Origin of the sequence: Roseateles noduli (assembly GCF_050626985.1) — a bacterium.
Lineage (GTDB): Bacteria > Pseudomonadota > Gammaproteobacteria > Burkholderiales > Burkholderiaceae_C > Roseateles > Roseateles noduli_A.
This window is the reverse complement of record NZ_CP192463.1, coordinates 4,000,926-4,017,817: the sequence shown is the minus strand read 5'-3', so window position 1 is coordinate 4,017,817 and position 16,892 is coordinate 4,000,926. Positions and strand designations below refer to the sequence as shown.

General features: G+C 67.3%; 18 protein-coding genes and 1 tRNA gene. 8 read left to right on the top strand and 11 right to left on the bottom strand.

Features of this window, described 5'->3' with window-relative positions; translation table 11 throughout:
* Nucleotides 1–127: 127 nt before the first annotated feature.
* Nucleotides 128–204: transfer RNA gene (locus ACQ4L4_RS17575), tRNA-Pro, on the bottom strand.
* Nucleotides 205–229: 25 nt separating this feature from the next.
* Nucleotides 230–1,159, bottom strand: coding sequence for a polyprenyl synthetase family protein (locus ACQ4L4_RS17570; RefSeq protein WP_431100204.1), 930 nt, complete (start codon nucleotides 1,157–1,159; stop codon nucleotides 230–232).
* A gap of 375 nt (nucleotides 1,160–1,534) precedes the next feature.
* On the opposite strand from ACQ4L4_RS17570, the gene rplU reads away from it, so the two are divergent.
* The 4 genes from rplU to proB all read left to right on the top strand — a co-directional run bounded on the left by rplU (nucleotide 1,535) and on the right by proB (nucleotide 4,756).
* Nucleotides 1,535–1,846, top strand: coding sequence for a 50S ribosomal protein L21 (gene rplU / locus ACQ4L4_RS17565; protein ID WP_297531896.1), 312 nt, complete (start codon nucleotides 1,535–1,537; stop codon nucleotides 1,844–1,846).
* Between the two features lie 38 nt (nucleotides 1,847–1,884).
* Nucleotides 1,885–2,142: a 50S ribosomal protein L27 gene (gene rpmA / locus ACQ4L4_RS17560; protein ID WP_088407914.1), complete on the top strand. Its 258-nt coding sequence runs from the start codon at nucleotides 1,885–1,887 to the stop codon at nucleotides 2,140–2,142.
* Between the two features lie 232 nt (nucleotides 2,143–2,374).
* Nucleotides 2,375–3,571 carry an Obg family GTPase CgtA gene (gene cgtA, locus ACQ4L4_RS17555; RefSeq protein ID WP_431100203.1) on the top strand — a complete coding sequence of 399 codons (1,197 nt, stop codon included), beginning with the start codon at nucleotides 2,375–2,377 and terminating at the stop codon, nucleotides 3,569–3,571.
* Between the two features lie 39 nt (nucleotides 3,572–3,610).
* A complete protein-coding gene (gene proB, locus ACQ4L4_RS17550; RefSeq protein ID WP_377160156.1) occupies nucleotides 3,611–4,756 on the top strand; it encodes a glutamate 5-kinase in 1,146 nt (381 codons plus the stop codon).
* Nucleotides 4,757–4,845: 89 nt separating this feature from the next.
* Here proB and ACQ4L4_RS17545 read toward each other — a convergent pair whose 3' ends face one another.
* Nucleotides 4,846–5,559, bottom strand: coding sequence for an RNA pyrophosphohydrolase (locus ACQ4L4_RS17545; protein WP_431100202.1), 714 nt, complete (start codon nucleotides 5,557–5,559; stop codon nucleotides 4,846–4,848).
* 136 nt (nucleotides 5,560–5,695) lie between these two features.
* Here ACQ4L4_RS17545 and ACQ4L4_RS17540 point away from each other — a divergent pair, with 136 nt between their 5' ends.
* The 3 genes from ACQ4L4_RS17540 to ACQ4L4_RS17530 all read left to right on the top strand — a co-directional run bounded on the left by ACQ4L4_RS17540 (nucleotide 5,696) and on the right by ACQ4L4_RS17530 (nucleotide 9,252).
* Nucleotides 5,696–7,438: a proline--tRNA ligase gene (locus ACQ4L4_RS17540; protein ID WP_431100201.1), complete on the top strand. Its 1,743-nt coding sequence runs from the start codon at nucleotides 5,696–5,698 to the stop codon at nucleotides 7,436–7,438.
* Entirely contained in the window at nucleotides 7,435–8,535 is a 1,101-nt protein-coding gene (locus ACQ4L4_RS17535; RefSeq protein ID WP_431100200.1) for a DUF418 domain-containing protein, read from the top strand. Before ACQ4L4_RS17540 ends, ACQ4L4_RS17535 begins: the two co-directional genes overlap by 4 nt.
* A gap of 75 nt (nucleotides 8,536–8,610) precedes the next feature.
* Complete coding sequence (locus ACQ4L4_RS17530; RefSeq protein ID WP_431100199.1) at nucleotides 8,611–9,252, top strand: lytic transglycosylase domain-containing protein; 642 nt, start codon at nucleotides 8,611–8,613, stop codon at nucleotides 9,250–9,252.
* A 24-nt stretch (nucleotides 9,253–9,276) separates the two neighbouring features.
* Here the strand turns inward: ACQ4L4_RS17530 and ACQ4L4_RS17525 are convergent, their stop codons facing one another.
* The 6 genes from ACQ4L4_RS17525 to hemA all read right to left on the bottom strand — a co-directional run bounded on the left by ACQ4L4_RS17525 (nucleotide 9,277) and on the right by hemA (nucleotide 14,567).
* The gene (locus tag ACQ4L4_RS17525; RefSeq protein WP_431100198.1) at nucleotides 9,277–9,870 is read right to left on the bottom strand and encodes a UbiX family flavin prenyltransferase; all 594 of its coding nucleotides are present in this window, start codon (nucleotides 9,868–9,870) and stop codon (nucleotides 9,277–9,279) included.
* Entirely contained in the window at nucleotides 9,870–10,184 is a 315-nt protein-coding gene (grxD, locus tag ACQ4L4_RS17520; RefSeq protein ID WP_431100197.1) for a Grx4 family monothiol glutaredoxin, read from the bottom strand. Before grxD ends, ACQ4L4_RS17525 begins: the two co-directional genes overlap by 1 nt.
* Before the next feature lie 181 nt (nucleotides 10,185–10,365).
* Nucleotides 10,366–10,983: a hypothetical protein gene (locus ACQ4L4_RS17515; protein ID WP_431100196.1), complete on the bottom strand. Its 618-nt coding sequence runs from the start codon at nucleotides 10,981–10,983 to the stop codon at nucleotides 10,366–10,368.
* 206 nt (nucleotides 10,984–11,189) lie between these two features.
* Nucleotides 11,190–12,029: a peptide chain release factor N(5)-glutamine methyltransferase gene (gene prmC / locus ACQ4L4_RS17510; protein WP_431100195.1), complete on the bottom strand. Its 840-nt coding sequence runs from the start codon at nucleotides 12,027–12,029 to the stop codon at nucleotides 11,190–11,192.
* Nucleotides 12,026–13,117, bottom strand: coding sequence for a peptide chain release factor 1 (gene prfA, locus ACQ4L4_RS17505; RefSeq protein ID WP_431100194.1), 1,092 nt, complete (start codon nucleotides 13,115–13,117; stop codon nucleotides 12,026–12,028). The genes prmC and prfA overlap by 4 nt, the downstream gene beginning before the upstream one ends.
* 121 nt (nucleotides 13,118–13,238) lie before the next feature.
* Nucleotides 13,239–14,567, bottom strand: a complete 1,329-nt coding sequence (gene hemA, locus ACQ4L4_RS17500; RefSeq protein ID WP_431100193.1) for a glutamyl-tRNA reductase — start codon at nucleotides 14,565–14,567, stop codon at nucleotides 13,239–13,241.
* A 139-nt stretch (nucleotides 14,568–14,706) separates the two neighbouring features.
* On the opposite strand from hemA, the gene ACQ4L4_RS17495 reads away from it, so the two are divergent.
* Nucleotides 14,707–14,979 carry a hypothetical protein gene (locus ACQ4L4_RS17495; protein ID WP_431100192.1) on the top strand — a complete coding sequence of 91 codons (273 nt, stop codon included), beginning with the start codon at nucleotides 14,707–14,709 and terminating at the stop codon, nucleotides 14,977–14,979.
* Nucleotides 14,980–15,027: 48 nt separating this feature from the next.
* Here ACQ4L4_RS17495 and miaB read toward each other — a convergent pair whose 3' ends face one another.
* Nucleotides 15,028–16,368, bottom strand: a complete 1,341-nt coding sequence (gene miaB, locus ACQ4L4_RS17490) for a tRNA (N6-isopentenyl adenosine(37)-C2)-methylthiotransferase MiaB (protein ID WP_431100191.1) — start codon at nucleotides 16,366–16,368, stop codon at nucleotides 15,028–15,030.
* Nucleotides 16,369–16,388: 20 nt separating this feature from the next.
* Nucleotides 16,389–16,853: a hypothetical protein gene (locus tag ACQ4L4_RS17485; RefSeq protein WP_431100189.1), complete on the bottom strand. Its 465-nt coding sequence runs from the start codon at nucleotides 16,851–16,853 to the stop codon at nucleotides 16,389–16,391.
* Between the last annotated feature and the right edge of the window lie 39 nt (nucleotides 16,854–16,892).

Sequence of the window (16,892 nt, the reverse complement as noted above, 5' to 3'; positions counted from 1 at the left end):
CCGGCTTCTGCGCAAGGCCTGACCCTCGGATCGTCGGAGCAGCGCGCGACGACGCCTTGCGTGGCGGGATCTGGCGCGCAAAGAAAAACGCCGCGAATCCTGCGATTCGCGGCGTCATCGATGTGCCTGGTCGGGGTGAGAGGATTCGAACCTCCGGCCTCTACGTCCCGAACGTAGCGCTCTACCAGGCTAAGCTACACCCCGTTTTGTCACTCGATAGAGAGTCTGTTCAAGAACTTCTCTCCACCGACTGAGCCGCAAATTCTAGCAGGCTTTCTTTCCACTTGGAAAGAGGTAGCGCGGACAAATGTTGTCTCGCCTGTGCGACTTCCGCGCGGGCGGCTTCGCGCGTCGCTTCCAGCGCGCCGGTGCGGCGCACGATCGCGACGATGTCCTGCAGGCGCTCGACCTCGCCGTGCTCGATGGCGTGACGGATCAGCGCGCGGTCGTCCTCGGTGCCTCGCTCCATCGCGATGAGCAACGGCAGCGTGGGCTTGCCCTCGCGCAGGTCGTCGCCGACGTTCTTGCCCAACGATTCGCTGGTGCCTTCGTAGTCCAGCGTGTCGTCGATCAGCTGGAAGGCCGTGCCCAGGGCGCGGCCGTAGCCGGCACAGGCTTCCTCCAGCGCGCGCGGGGCATCGGCCAGCACGGCGCCAAGGCGCGCGCTGGCCTCGAACAGCTTGGCCGTCTTGTAGCGGATGACACGCAGATAGCTGTCCACCGCGACGTCCGGATCATGCATGTTCATCAACTGCAGGACTTCACCTTCGGCGATCACGTTGGTCGCGTCCGCCAGCACTTCCAGCACGCGCATCCGGTTCACGGACACCATCATCTGGAAGGCGCGCGAGTACAGGAAGTCGCCCACCAGCACGCTCGCCGCGTTGCCGAACAGCGCGTTGGCGGTCTGCTTGCCGCGACGCAGCGCGGACTCGTCGACGACGTCGTCATGCAACAGCGTCGCGGTGTGGATGAACTCCACGACCGCGGCGAGTTCCCGACTGGCGGGGGAGTCGGCATCCAGTGCGTTGGCGAACATCAACACCAGCTTGGGCCGCATCCGCTTGCCACCGGCGTGGATGATGTAGGCGGAGATCTGGTTGATCAGGGCGACGTCCGAGCGAAGCCGCTGCGCGATCACGGCGTCGACTTCATTCATCTGCGCATTCAGCGCCTCGAGGACCTCGGTAACTGGGGTAGAGGCAATGGGCTGCACTCTGGACTCACTGTGAGGGGAAGCGCGGATTATAGGAAGGTGCGGACGCGGGCCCGTCCGTGAAGTCCACGCCTTCGCACGGGCGCGTCGTCGTTGCCTGTGGGGCGGGTTCCGGCGCGTGCCCGAATCGGACGCAAATTTCCGCGGAGGCGCCGCGCAAGGCCGGTGGTTGCGGGCTTTGCGGCTGCTCAGGGTTTGCATCAGTGCAGCAGGTTGTGCTACATTCTCGGGCTCCGCATCTTTGTGCGGTGTTTTTTCTTGGGCGGTCGACAGGCGCTTCTGGCGCCTGGTGGGCCGCTCTCATGTGAAAGGGCTGATATGTACGCGGTCATAAAAACCGGCGGCAAGCAATACAAAGTTGCTGCTGGCGAAAAGATCAAGGTAGAACAGATTGCTGCGGACGTTGGCCAAGAGATCGTGATTGACCAGGTGCTGGCTGTCGGAAACGGCGCGGACCTGAAGATCGGGACTCCCTTGGTTGCGGGTGCAAGCGTCAAGGCCACCGTGGTGGCTCATGGCAAGCATGACAAGGTGCGCATCTTCAAGCTGCGTCGTCGCAAGCACTACAAGAAGAGCCAAGGCCATCGCCAGACGTTCACCGAGCTGGAAATCAGCGCGGTCAACGGCTGATTCCCTGACTCTCTCGTAATCTGATCAAGGAGTAATCCATGGCACAGAAAAAGGGCGGCGGCTCGACACGAAACGGCCGCGACTCGAAGCCGAAGATGCTTGGCGTCAAGGTGTACGGCGGCCAGACCATCTCGGCTGGCTCGATCATCGTCCGCCAACGCGGCACGAAGTTCCACGCTGGTACCAACGTGGGCATGGGCAAGGACCACACGCTGTTCGCGCTGATCGACGGCACGGTGTCCTTCACCGTCAAGGGCGAAAACAGCCGCTCCACGGTCGTCGTCACGGCGATCTGAGCGACTTGATGTCCTGACGCCGCGACGCGGGAGACCTGGTCTCCCGTGTTCGGCGGACCCAGAGCCCCGGCATCGTCCGGGGCTTTGTTTTTCTCGGTGCCTGATACCGTCGGGCGCCGCGCCGACCGCGAGTCCCGGCGAAACCTGACTCGCTCCGATTCAAAGCATGGCCTCGCGCGGGAGCGCGGGGGCGTGAATTACGATAGCCCCGCTCCGGGACTGAAGGCCATCCATGAAGTTCGTTGACGAAGCCACCATCGATATCGCCGCCGGCAACGGCGGGGCGGGCTGCGCCAGTTTCCGCCGCGAGAAGTTCATTCCGTTCGGCGGCCCGGACGGCGGGGATGGCGGCCGCGGCGGCAGCGTCTTCGCGGTGGCCGACCGCAACCTGAACACGCTGATCGACTACCGCTACGCGCGCCGCCATGAGGCTCGCAATGGCGAGGCTGGCCGTGGCTCGGACCAGTTCGGCGCTGCCGCGGACGACATCACGCTGAAGGTGCCGGTGGGCACCATCGTGCGCGACCTGGAGACCGACGAGATCATTGCCGAGCTGCTCGAGCCCGATGTGCCGGTGCTGCTGGCCAAGGGCGGCGACGGCGGCTTCGGCAACCTGCACTTCAAGACCTCGACGAACCGCGCGCCGCGTCAGAAGACGCCTGGCTGGCCCGGCGAGATCAAGAAGGTGAAGATGGAGTTGCGCGTGCTGGCCGACGTCGGCCTGCTGGGCCAGCCCAACGCCGGCAAGTCGACGCTGATCGCGGCCGTGTCGAACGCACGTCCGAAGATCGCCGACTACCCGTTCACGACCCTTTACCCGAATCTGGGCGTGGTGCGTGTGGGTCCGGAGAAGAGCTTCGTCATCGCCGACATCCCGGGCCTGATCGAGGGTGCCGCAGAAGGCGCCGGCCTGGGCCACCAGTTCCTGCGTCACCTGCAGCGCACGCGCGTGCTGCTGCACGTGGTCGATCTGGCGCCGTTCAACCCGGACGTGGACCCGGTCGCCGAGGCCAAGGCCATCGTCAAGGAACTGAAGAAGTACGACGAGGCGCTGTACGAGAAGCCGCGCTGGCTGGTGCTGAACAAGCTGGACATGGTGCCCGCGGAAGAGCGCGCCGCCCGTGTGAAGGACTTCGTGAAGCGCTACAAGTGGAAGGGCCCCGTCTTCGAGATCTCCGCGCTGACGCGCGAGGGCTGCGAGCCGCTGATCCGCGCCATCTACGAGCACGTGGCGGCGATCCAGTCACCGCCGGTGGAAGACCCGGATGCACGCTTCGACGCACCGACGATCGATCCGCCCAAGGCCTTCCAGGAAACGCGCAAGACGCGCGCCACGAAGGCCAAGGTGATCAAGGCGGCGAAGGCTGAGAAGGCCGACAAGGCGGAAAAGCCGCCCGAGCGCGATCCGCGTTTCGACCCGCTGCCCTGACTTCCGTCTTCGACCTCACGGCACCCTGATCCTCCGCGCATGAGCAACGACAACTTGAACGGCCACTCGACGGGTGTCTTGAAGGACGCACGACGCATCGTCGTGAAGGTCGGCTCGAGCCTGGTGACCAATGAAGGCCGTGGCGTCGACGCCGAGGCCATCGGCAACTGGTGCCGGCAGCTCGCGGAACTCGCCCGCGAAGGTCGGGAAGTGGTGATGGTGTCCAGCGGCGCGATCGCCGAGGGCATGAAGCGCCTGGGCTGGGCGAGCCGGCCCAAGGAACTGCACGAACTGCAGGCTGCGGCGGCCGTCGGCCAGATGGGCCTCGCGCAGATGTACGAGACCAAGCTTCGCGAGCAGGGCTTGACGAGCGCGCAGGTGCTGCTGACGCACGCCGACCTGGCCGACCGCGAGCGCTACCTCAACGCGCGTTCGACATTGCTGGCCTTGCTGCAGCATCGCGTGCTGCCGGTGATCAACGAGAACGACACCGTCGTCAACGACGAGATCAAGTTCGGCGACAACGACACGCTGGGCGCGCTGGTCGCGAACCTGGTCGAGGCGGACGCGCTGGTGATCCTCACGGACCAGAAGGGCCTGTACTCGGCGGACCCGCGCAAGGATCCGAACGCCCGCTTCATCGATCGTGCGACGGCGGGCAAGCCCGAGCTCGAGGAGATGGCCGGCGGCGCGGGCACCAGCATCGGGCGCGGCGGCATGATCACGAAGATCCTGGCCGCCAAGCGCGCGGCCAGCAGCGGCGCCAACACCGTGATCGCCTGGGGGCGCGAGCCCGATGTCCTGCTCCGCCTGGCGGCCGGCGAGGCCATCGGTACGGCGCTGATGGCATCGACCGCGAAACTCGCGGCGCGCAAGCAATGGATGGTCGATCACCTGCAGTTGCGCGGGAAGGTCGTCGTCGACGCGGGCGCGGCGATCAAGTTGCGGGAAGAGGGCAAGAGCCTGCTGCCGATCGGTGTGCAGGAGGTGTCGGGTGAATTCCATCGCGGCGACGTCATCGCGATCGTTGATCTGGCCGGGCAGGAGCTCGCACGTGGCCTGACCAACTACGGCAGTGCCGAGGCCCGGCTGATCGCGCGCAAGCCGTCGTTCGACATCGAGCGTGTGCTGGGTTACGCGGCCGAGCCGGAGCTGATCCACCGCGACAACCTGGTGCTGCGCTGACGCAGTGTCGATTCGTCGCCGAAGCGCGAACACCAAGAACAATGGCGCCCGAGGGCGCCATTTTCATTTCCACTGCGGGATGCGGACCGTCAGTCCTTCGCAGGCTCCACAGGACCACCATGGGCCGCCGCGGGCGGTGCGACCTCACGGGCATCGCGCGATTCCTGATGGGAAGCCTCCGCATGCGCGGCACCATCGTGCTCATGGGGCCGGTGATCGAAGCGCTCATGCCGGTGATGGTCCTGATCACCATGGTCGCCATGTCCGCCCTGGCGGTCGCCGCGCGGAGGCGGCCGCATGCCGGCGCGCAGGTAGCGGTTGTGGTGATTCAGGCGCGGCAGGAAACGCGCCAGTTCAGTCAGCGCCATCTGATACACGCCGCGCTTGAATTCGATCACGGCCTCCAGCGGCACCCAGTACTCGTTCCACCGCCAGGCATCGAACTCGGGATGGTCGGTGGCGCGCAAGTTCATGTCGCTGTCGCGCCCCATCATCTGCAGCAGGAACCAGATCTGTTTCTGCCCGCGGTAATGACCGCGCGCGTCGCGCCGGATGAAGTGGTCGGGAACCTCGTAACGGAGCCAGTCCCGCGTGCGCGCGATGATGCGCACGTGGTCCGCAGTGAGGCCAACTTCCTCATGCAGCTCCCTGAACATCGCCTGCTCGGGCGTCTCTCCATGCTTGATGCCCCCTTGGGGGAACTGCCAAGAATGGGTGCGTATGCGCTTGCCCCAGAACACCTCGTTCTTGTGGTTGAGCAGGATGATGCCGACGTTGGGCCGGAAGCCTTCACGGTCGAGCATAATCAACCTTCAAATCATTCGTTGGATTGATTATTGCACCGGGGCTGCAACCCGGCGCGATCATCGCTAACCCTCGGTGATGCACGGTTTTTTCCGCGGCGGCCTAGCTGACCGCGGACTTTTATTTTCTGCGCCCATGAAAGCCTCCCAGTTCTTCATCTCCACGCTCAAGGAAGCGCCCGCCGATGCGGAAATCGTCAGCCACAAACTGATGATGCGGGCCGGCATGATCAAGCGCCTGGGCGCGGGCATCTACAACTACATGCCGATGGGCCTGCGGGTGATCCGCAAGGTCGAGAACATCATCCGCGGCGAGATGAACCGCGCCGGCGCGGTCGAACTGCTGATGCCGGTCGTGCAGCCGGCCGAGCTGTGGCAGGAGACGGGCCGCTTCGACAAGATGGGCCCGGAGCTGCTGCGCGTGAAGGATCGCCACGGGCGTGACTTCATCATCCAGCCGACCTCGGAGGAGGTCATCACCGACATCGCGCGCCAGGAGCTCCGCAGCTACAAGCAGCTGCCGAAGAATTTCTATCACATCCAGACCAAGTTCCGCGACGAGCGCCGCCCCCGCTTCGGGATCATGCGCGGTCGCGAGTTCACGATGAAGGATGCGTACTCGTTCGACCGTGACAAGGACGCGGCCGGTCGCAGCTACGACGCCATGTACACGGCCTACGGCAGGATCTTCGACCGCCTGGGGCTGCAGTACCGCGCGGTGGCGGCGGACACCGGCGCGATCGGTGGCGATCGCTCGCATGAGTTCCAGGTCATCGCCGAGACCGGCGAAGACGCGATCATCTATTGCCCGACCAGCGACTACGCGGCCAACATCGAGCTGGCTGAAGCGCTCTCGCTGATCGCCACGCGCGGCGCCGCGACGCAACCGCTGGCGAAGACGCCGACGCCCGGCAAGGCCACCTGCGCCGATGTCGCCGAGCTGCTGAAGCTGCCGCTGACGCAGACGGTGAAGTCGCTGGTGCTGGCGACCGACGAGGTCGACGAGCACGGCACGATCGTCAAGTCGCAGGTCTGGCTGCTGCTGGTTCGCGGCGATCACGACCTGAACGAGGTGAAGGTCGGCAAGCTCGAGGGCCTGAAAGGCGGCTTCCGCTTCGCGACCGCCGCGGAGATCGACGCCCACTTCGGCTGCAAGCCCGGCTACCTGGGCCCGATCGGCCTGAAGCAGCCGCTGAAGATCATCGCCGACCGGACCGTCGCCAACATGGCGGACTTCGTCTGCGGCGCCAACGAGGCCGACTTCCACTTCACCGGTGCGAACTGGGGCCGTGACCTGCCCGAGCCCGACCTGGTGGCCGACATCCGCAACGTCGTCGAAGGCGATCCCTCGCCGGACGGCAAGGGCGTGCTGGCGATCCAGCGCGGCATCGAGGTCGGCCACGTCTTCTATCTCGGCACGAAGTATTCGGCCGCGATGAACGCGAGCTACCTCGACGAGAACGGCAAGCCGCAGCTGATGGAGATGGGTTGCTACGGCATCGGCGTGACCCGGATCCTGGGCGCGGCGATCGAGCAGAACCATGACGAGCGCGGCATCGTCTGGCCCGACGCGATCGCGCCCTTCACCGTGGTGGTCTGCCCGATCGGCATGGATCGCAGCGAGGAGGTGAAGGCCGCCGCGACCAAGCTGCACGAAGAGCTGCTGGATCTTGGCATCGACGTGCTGCTGGACGACCGCGGCGAGCGCCCCGGCGCGATGTTCGCGGACTGGGAGCTGGTCGGCGTGCCGCACCGCGTGGTGATCTCCGACCGCGGCCTCAAGGAAGGCCAGGTCGAGTACCAGGGCCGCCGCGATGCCGCCGCGACCAAGCTGGCGCTGGCCGAGGTCGTCGCTCATCTGAAGCAACGCCTGGCGTGAATCCGGCCCGTCCGCCGCAGCGCGTCGCGGCGGTGGACGCGCTGCGCGCGCTCGCACTTTTCCCGGTGATCGCCGTCAACTGGGTCGGTTACCCGGCCCTGCCGGATGCCGGACCGCTGAGCCCGCCATCGCCTGCCGATGGGGTCGTGGCCCAGCTGATCTCCTGGTTCCTGCATGCGCTCATCGCGGGGAAGGGCATCGCGCTGCTCGCCTTCCTGTTCGGCTACAGCCAGGGGCTGTCCCAGTCGCGGGGCGATGAGGCCTTGGGCAAGCGACGGCGTCGGCTGGTCAAGATGCTGACGCTCGGCCTGCTGCACGGGACCTTGCTCTACATGGGCGACATCCTGACGCTCTACGCCGTCGCCGGCGCGGTGCTGGCGATCTGGGCCGGGCATTCGATGGCGATGCTGAAGGTTCGACTGCGCGTGTTGATCGCGCTGGAACTCGCGGTGATCGCGCTGACCGTCCTGATGGCCAGCATGCCGCTGGCAGGCGAGCCCTCGATGCCGCTGTCGGCGCCGGCGTCCTGGGGCGACTGGACGCTGCGCAACGCGGGACACTTCCTCGCGTCGACAATCGCCTTCGCCACCCTGGGTCTGCCGACGCCGCTGCTCTTGATGACCGCGGGATTGATGGCGGCACGCTTGCGGCTGTTGTCCCACCCGCGCTGGGAGCCTGCGCTACGGCGTTGGTCGCGCCGCTGGCTATGGCCGGCGGTGGCGACGAACATCGCGTTCGCCACGCTGCTCTGGCCCGGGCTGCGAGATGGCGACACCTATGTCAGCAGCCGCTACGCGATCTTCTATCTCTATCCGACGATGCTGCTGCTGAGCGCCGCCGTGCCCACGCTGGTGTTGCAGATGCGCGGCAACCCACGACTACTGAACGCGCTCGCGCCGCTGGGGCGGCACACGCTCACGCTGTATCTCTCCAGTTCGGTCCTGAGCTTTGCGCTGTTCAGCGGTGCTGGCTTGGCGTGGCAGCCGGGTACGGCGGTGGCGGCCGGTCTGGCGCTCGCGTACTGGACCGGGGGTCTGCTGCTCGCACGGGCGCGCGGTCCGCGACCTTTGCCGCTGGAGCGCTGGCTGTCCCGCTGACGGCGGCGGCTCGCGCCGTTATGCTGCCGCGCCTCTTCCTTCCGCATTCCGATCGATACCGATCCCGCTGTTCCCGTGACTGATCCTGGCTTCAAGAAGATCGCCCCGACTTCGCGCCGCGCGCTGCTGCTCGCCGGCGCGGCCGTCTGCCTGCCGCGCCAGGCGCTCGCCGGCGCGCAGGTGGAGGAGCCGCTCGCCGACGCGGTCCGCTCCGCGCTGTCGGCGGCGATCGCCTCGGACGCGCCGCCCAAGCCGCATTTCGATTCGATCGAGCCGCGCCTGGCTTACCTGCGCTGGCTCGGCGAAATGAGCGAGCGCATGAAGCGCAAGAAGAGCGAGACGCAGACGCGGATCGAGTTCCTCGAGACCATCTGGTACGAGAGCGCCCGCGCGGGCCTCGAGACGGCGCTGGTGCTGGGACTGGTGCAGGTGGAGAGCGGCTTCCGCAAGTACGCGATCAGCGTTGCGGGCGCGCGCGGCTACATGCAGGTGATGCCGTTCTGGACGCGCTCGATCGGCGACGGACAGGTCTCGCGGCTGTTCCACATGCAGACCAACCTGCGCTTCGGCTGTGTGATCCTGCGGCACTACCTCGACCGCGAGAAGGGGGACCTCTTCCTCGCGCTGGGGCGCTACAACGGCAGCCGTGGACGGCCCGAGTACCCGAACATGGTGATGGGCGCCCGCAAGGCCTGGCTGATGCCTGGGCAGACCTGACGCCAGGTCAGTCCCGATGTCAGATCAGGACTGAGGCCGCAGGCCCAGCCACGCCTGCGGCGTCGCGCCGGGCAGTTGCGCCAGTTCGAGCACGCGCTCGACGGTCTCCGCCACCATCTCGTCGATCGACTTCGGCTTCAGGTACAGCGCCGGCAGCGGCGGAAAGATGATGCCACCCATCTCGGTCACCGCGGTCATGTTGCGCAGGTGGGCGAGGTTGAACGGCGTCTCCCGGACCATCAGGATCAACCGCCGGCGCTCCTTGAGCGTGACGTCGGCGGCGCGGGTCATGAGGTTGTCCGACAGCCCGTGCGCGACCGCGGCCAGCGTGCGCATCGAACAGGGCGCGATGACCATCGCGGCGGTCGGGAAGCTGCCGCTGGCGACGCAGGCACCGATGTCGCCGGGCGCGTAGGCGAAGTCCGCCTCGCGCTCCAGCGCGTCGCGTGCGAGCCCCAGTTCGTGATGGGCGTTGAGCACGCCCGCGGGGCTCAGGATCAGGTGGGTCTCAGCGCCGATCGCCCGGGCCCGGCGCAGCAGTTGCAGCCCGTAGGCGGCGCCGGTCGCGCCGGTGATGCCGACGGTCAGGCGCGGCCGCGGCGCCGCTGCTGCCGTCATCAGGCCTTGGCCAGCAGCTGCTGCAGCTCGCCGCTCTCGTACATCTCCATCATGATGTCGGAGCCGCCGACGAACTCGCCGTCGATGTAGAGCTGCGGGATCGTGGGCCAGTTGGCGTAGTCCTTGATGCCCTGGCGGACGCTTTCGTCCTCGAGCACGTTGAAGGTCTTCAACTCGCTGGCCCCGCTGGCCTTGAGGATCTGGATCGCGCGCCCGGAGAAGCCGCACATCGGGAACTGCGCAGTCCCCTTCATGAAGAGCACGACGCGGTTGCTCTTGACCAGGTCATCGATGCGTTGCTGAACGTCGCTCATGGCGGAGATCCTCTGAAAACTGATGCGGGAAGGCGTATGCGCTGCACGGCAGGACCCGTTCCGGGCTACAGAGGCCTGGGCCGGCGCGGTGCCGCGCGATTCATGGATTATCAAGCAGCGCGCAAGCCCGCGCTGGGCAGGGCTCAAGTCGCTCGCGCGGCGTCCGGCCAGCAGGGGAGGATCAGAAGCTGTAGCTGACGCCGAACTGGACGACCGGCTTGTAGCGCAGGTCCTGCGACAACTCGCCTTGCGGGGCGCTGTTGCCCAGGCGCAGGCTGGAAGCGCCACCGCCCACCACGCCCACGTCGGCGCTGAAACCCCAGCCGCCGCGCAGCGAGTAGCTGGTGTAGCCGACGCCCACGTAGGACAGCGACAGGTTGGGCTCGCGCTCCGGCCCGGTGAGCAGACTGAGGCTCCGACGGCCGGCCGACAGCGATGGCGAGACCGCCGCGCTCTGGCCCAGTGCCAGGCCGGAACTGCTCTGCAGCAGCGACATCGGGCCGAACATCAGCCCGCCGGTGGCCCGCAGGCCGCCGCGCGTGCCGGCGCCCAGGCCGGATCCGGTGAGGTAATAGTCGGCCAGCAGGTTCGCGCTCAGCAGGCGGCTGCCGTTGCGGGCGTCGAAGGAGAGACCGTCGCCGTCCTGGCTCTGGCTCAGCTGAAGCCGGCCCTGCCAGTTGGTGAACGCCTTGCGATCCGGTTTCAGTTGCAGGCCCTGTTGGGCCCAGGCGGCGCCAGCCATGCAGACACTGCCGGCCAGAACCACGGCAACGCGCAGAAGCAAGGGGGCGGCGCTCATGACAGGTCTCCCAGACTGACGACAAACCCGTTTCAAGATGGATCAAAACGGGCGCCAAGTCAGACCATGCTACGCCCGCCCCGGTGACCGCGCCAGATCGAGTTGAGGGGGATTTCCGGCACTGTTGCGGATTCCCGGCGCGGTTTCCCGCAGTGTGGAAACAGTCTGTGAGGCGCGCCACATTCCTGTGAGGCGCGGCACATTCCTTACGCCGGCCAGCGGCCGCCGGTGGCGCGGGCTTGGCCGCCCAGGTCGCGGCGGTTCTCCACGTCGACGAAGCCGCGTGCGCTCAGCAGATCGGCCACCGCGTCGGCCTGGTCATACCCGTGTTCGAGGAGCAGCCATCCGTTGGCGCGCAGCCAGACCGGGCCTTCCTCGATCAGTTGCCGAAGATCGGCCAGCCCGTCGCCTTCCGGCGTCAGCGCCATGCGCGGCTCGTGCCGCAGGGCGTCGAGGTGATGATCGTCGCCGGCAACGTACGGCGGGTTACTGATGATCAGGTCGAACGCCAATTGACCCGCCAGCGGCTCGTACCAGTTGCCGAGATGCGCGTCGACCGACAGGCCCAGCCTGCGCGCGTTGTCCTGGGCGACGGCGAGGGCCCCGGCGCTGGCGTCGACCATCCGGACGTCCGCTTCGGGGCGTCGCGACTTGATTGACAGCGCGATCGCACCGGTGCCCGTGCCCAAATCGACGACCCTTGGCGCGGGCAGGTCGGCCATCCGTTCGAGGGCCCATTCCACGAGCACCTCGGTGTCCGGCCGCGGGATCAGCGTGTCCGGCGTGACGCGCAGCGTCAGGCCGAAGAATTCTTTCTCGCCGCTCAGGTAGGCCAGCGGCACGCCGTCGAGGCGGCGGGCGAGCCATTCCTCGAAACGCTCACGCAGCGGAGCATCGAGCGGATCCGTGTCGTGTGCGATCAGCCAGGCGCGCGAGACGCCCAGCAGCGCCTGCAGCAGGTATTGCACCTCGCCGCGGGGCAAGCCAGCAGTGATCGCGGCGCGTTCGGCTGCTGCAACCGTCATCGCATCGTTGGAAGCGCTCATCCCTGGCCGCCTTCCAGCGCCGCCAGCTGTTCCGCGGCTTGCGCCTGTTGCAGGCCCAGCAGCACGTCGGCGAGATCGCCGTCCATGATCGCGCCGAGCTTGTAGAGCGTCAGATTGATCCGATGGTCGGTCAACCGTCCTTGAGGGAAGTTGTAGGTGCGGATGCGATCGCTGCGGTCGCCGCTGCCGATCAGGCTCTTGCGCTGCGCGGCTTCCTTGGCGGCACGCTCGTTGCGGTCCTTGTCGCGCAGCCGCGCGGCGAGTACCGCCATCGCCTTGGCCTTGTTGCGATGCTGGCTGCGGTCGTCCTGGCACTCGGCGACCAGGCCGGTGGGCAAGTGGGTGATCCGGATCGCGCTGTCGGTCTTGTTCACGTGCTGCCCGCCCGCGCCGCTCGCGCGGAAGGTGTCGATGCGCAGCTCGGCGGGGTTGAGCTGGATCTCCTCGGCCTCGTCGGGCTCCGGCATCACCGCAACCGTGCAGGCGCTGGTGTGGATGCGGCCCTGCGACTCGGTGGCGGGCACGCGCTGCACGCGGTGGCCGCCCGACTCGAACTTCATCTGCCCGTACACGCCGTCACCGTCCAGGCGCATCACGATTTCCTTGTAGCCGCCGAGATCCGATTCACTCGCCGACAGCACCTCGCAGCGCCAGCCCCGGCCCTCGGCGAAGCGCGTGTACATGCGGGTCAGGTCGCCAGCGAAGAGCGCCGATTCGTCGCCGCCGGCGCCGGCGCGGATCTCGAGGAACGCGGGCCGATCGTCGTCCGGATCCTTGGGGATCAGCGCGAGCTGCAGCTCCTGATCGAGTTGCGCCAGATCCGCTTCGGCGCCGGCGATCTCCTCGCGCGCCATCTCGATCATGTCGGCATCGCCGCTGTCGAGCAGCTCGCGGGCGGCGGCAAGGTCCTGCTCGCGCTGGACATAGCGGCGGTAGCGCTCGACCAGCGACGACACCTCCGACTGCTCGCGCGTCAACGCGCGATAGCGCTTCATGTCGGCGGCGACGCTGCCGTCGGCGAGCGTGCTGTCGAGTTCCGCCAGCCGATAACCGAGGCGGTCGAACTTCTGGCGCAGGGCGTCTTTCATGGGCGTGGGCAGGGGAAAAGCGGAGGGACGACGGTGCGGTCCGTGGACCGCGAGCGGAAAGGCACGGCGTGCCCCGAAAAGAGCGACCGGAGCCGGCCGCCCGTGCGCGAGGAACGCGCCGCTACGAATCCGCTTCGTCGCCGAGTGCGTCCGGACGGGCGCCCGACGCTTTTGCGCTGCCGCGCAGGAACAGGCGCGACACCGTCTGCGCCATCTGCAGCCGCTGCTCGCCATCGCTGCCGTTGAGCTCGGCCATCGCGCCGTGCAGCATCTTCTGCGTGAGGCCGCGTGCCAGCGCGTCCAGCACATCGTCGATGTCCTCGCCCTTGGCGATCAGCTTGCGTGCGCGCTGGATCTCGGCCTGCCGCCAGCTGTCGGCCTGCTGGTGCAGGGCCTGGATCAGCGGGACCGTGTGGCGCTGGCCCAGCCAGTGGACGAAGCTCTGGACGCCGGTCTCGATGATGGCCTCGGCCTGCTGGACCGCGGCCTGGCGCTTCTCGCCGGCGGTCTGGACCAGCTTGGACAGGTCGTCCACGGTGTAGAGGTAGACGTCGTCCAGCTTGGCCACTTCCTGCTCGATGTCGCGGGGGACCGCCAGGTCGACCATGAACATCGGCTTGTGGCGGCGCTTCTTCAAGGCGCGCTCGACGGCGCCCAGGCCGATCAGCGGCAGGCTGGACGCGGTGCAGGAGATCACCGCGTCGAATTCATGCAGGCGGTCGGGCAGGTCGGCCAGCCGGAAGGCCTCACCGCTCAACTGATGGGCGAGCTTCTCGCCGCGCTCCTGGGTGCGGTTGGCAATGGCGATCGCCTTCGGTCCCTTGGCTGCGAAATGCGTGCCGACCAGTTCAATCATCTCGCCCGCGCCGACCAGGAGCACCCTGATGTCGGTGAGGTTCTCGAACAGCTGCGAGGCCAGCCGCACCGAGGCCGCGGCCATGCTGATCGAATGGCTGCCGATCTCCGTGGAGCTCCGGACTTCCTTGGCCACCGAGAAGCTGCGCTGGAACAGCTGGTGCAGCGTCGTGCCGAGCGTGCCGGCCGAATCCGCCTCACGCACGGCCTGCTTGAGCTGGCCGAGGATCTGCGGCTCGCCCAGCACCATCGAGTCCAGCCCGCTGGCGACCCGGAAGGCGTGCCGCGCGGCGGCGCCATCCTCGACCACGTACGAGTGGTCCATCAGCGTCGAACTGCCAACCCCCCCGACCTGAGCCAGCCAGTCGACGGCGGGGCGGACCATGTCGGCGTCGCCGGCGACATAGAGTTCGGTGCGGTTGCAGGTCGAGAGGATGGCCGCTTCAGCCGCGGCGGTGCGGCGGCGGTGGGGTGTGCCGATCTGGTCCTGGAAACGCAGCAGCGTCGGGGCCAGTTGCTCGAGCGTGAACGCGAAACGTCCACGCAGATCGAGCGGCGCGGACGTGTGGTTCAGACCCAGGGCAAAGACGGACATGCAGCGATTATAAAATTCCTGCCCGACCCGTGTCTCGCACGGGCGTTGGCGGCGCGCTCATCGCCCCGGGATGCGTCAAGATGACGTCGCTCGACCGCCGCCCTGTTACATCTACCCCTCGCGCGGAGCGAACCGACCTGTGGATCCACTCGACGCCGTCTGGCATTTCGGCAACCTGTTCCTGCCCGCCTGGGGTGTCGCGGCGCTGATGGCGTCGGCGCTCAAGCTGATCTGGCGGGAGACCGTCTCCGGCATGCGTTGGCGCACGCTGGCGTCCTGGGGTGGACTCGGCGGCACGCTGGGCCTCTTCGCCGCGTTGATGCTCACCGGCCGCGACGGCACGATGGCCGGCTACGGCCTGATGCTGATCGGCATCACCGCCACGCAGTGGGGCGTCAGTTACAAGCGCTGAGCGAACGCGCTACCGCTTTCGAGTGAGGGGCCGCCGCCCCTCCAACGTTCAGCCCGTCAGATCCTCGGTCACCGGCACCTCGCCGCGCAGCGAATGCGCAAAGGCTTCGGTGATGTGCATCGGGATGATCTGGTGCATCAGCCGCTCGTGGCCCTTGAAGTTGACGATGCGGTTGCACTCGGTGCGGCCCATCAACTCGGTGGCGTCCTTGCGGGCATGACCTGACACCAGCACAGGCACGGTCTTGCCGACCATGCTGTGGTTGTAGCGGATGGCGGTCGCCTCGATCTCGGCCTGCAGCTCCTGCAGGCGTCGGACCTTCACCTCGTGCGGCGTGTCGTCCGCGAGGTTGGCGGCCGGGGTCCCGGGACGCGGGCTGAAGATGAAGCTGAACGACGCATCGAAGCCGACGTCTCGCACCAGCTGCATGGTCTTGGCGTGGTCCTCGTCGGTCTCGCCAGGGAAACCGACGATGAAGTCCGACGCGATGCGGATGTCCGGTCTTACCGCGCGCAGCTTGCGGACGATGCTCTTGAACTGCAGCGCGGTGTAGCCGCGCTTCATCGCCATCAGGATGCGGTCCGAGCCATGCTGCACCGGCAGGTGCACGTGGTTCACCAGCTTGGGGATCGTGCCGTAGGCGTCGATCAGGCGCTGGCTGAACTCGTTGGGGTGGCTGGTCGTGTAGCGGATGCGCTCGATGCCGGGGATCTCGGCGACGTATTCGAGCAGCAGCGCGAAATCGGCGATCTCGTCGGTGCCGCCCATCGTTCCCCGATAGGCGTTGACGTTCTGGCCCAGCAGCGTCACTTCCTTGACGCCCTGGTCGGCCAGTCCGGCGACTTCCTCGAGCACGTCCTCGAAGGGCCGGCTGACCTCCTCGCCGCGGGTGTAGGGCACGACGCAGTAGGAGCAGTACTTCGAGCAGCCTTCCATGATGGACACGAAGGCGGACGCGCCCTCGACCTTAGCGGGCGGCAGGTGGTCGAACTTCTCGATCTCGGGGAAGGAGATGTCCACCTGCGGCCGCAGCTGCTGCTGGCGCTGGGCCAGCATCTGCGGCAGGCGGTGCAGCGTCTGCGGACCGAAGACGACGTCGACGTAGGGCGCGCGTTCGATGATCGCCGCGCCTTCCTGGCTGGCGACGCAACCGCCGACGCCGATCATCACGCCCTTGGCCTTCAGGTGCTTGATGCGGCCGAGGTCGGAGAACACCTTCTCCTGCGCCTTCTCGCGGACGGAGCAGGTGTTGAACAGCACCAGATCGGCCTGCTCGACGTCGGTGGTGGGTTCGTAACCTTCGGCGGCGCGCAGGACGTCGGCCATCTTGTCCGAGTCGTACTCGTTCATCTGGCAGCCGAAGGTCTTGATGAAGACTTTCTTGCTCATGGCTTCAAGGCCTCACGACATCAGGGCTTGCGCCAGACCTGGCTGGCCTGGTCGAACACCAGCTTCGAGGCCTGGTCCGGCGTGGTCGGCCAGGACTTGTTGGCCAGCTCGACCTCGCTCAGCAGCCAGATCTCCATGAGCAGGCCGTTGATGTCGCGTGTGTAGAGCACGGTGGCCTTCTGCTCGTAGAGCGAGCCCGGCGTGGCCACCAGATCGACCGCGTTGCGGATGCGGGCGCCGGGCGCGAGCCGCGCCGGCTTGCCGTTGAGCAGCACGTCGGGCGTGACGCCGAAGACGATCTCGCCGCGCAGCGCGCGTTGCGGGAAATAGCGGTGGCCCGGGGCGATCTGGGCCTGGGCGGGCGTCGGCGTCGCGATCGCGGCGACGCCGCCGAACGTGGCGACCAGCGAGAACAGGGCGGTGCTGGCGGCCGCTGCCATCATCGAGCGACGGCGGGGCGGGGCGGGCGGGGCACAGCGGTACATGGTGTAGATCCAGTGGCTGCGGAAATGCGCAAGGGCGCA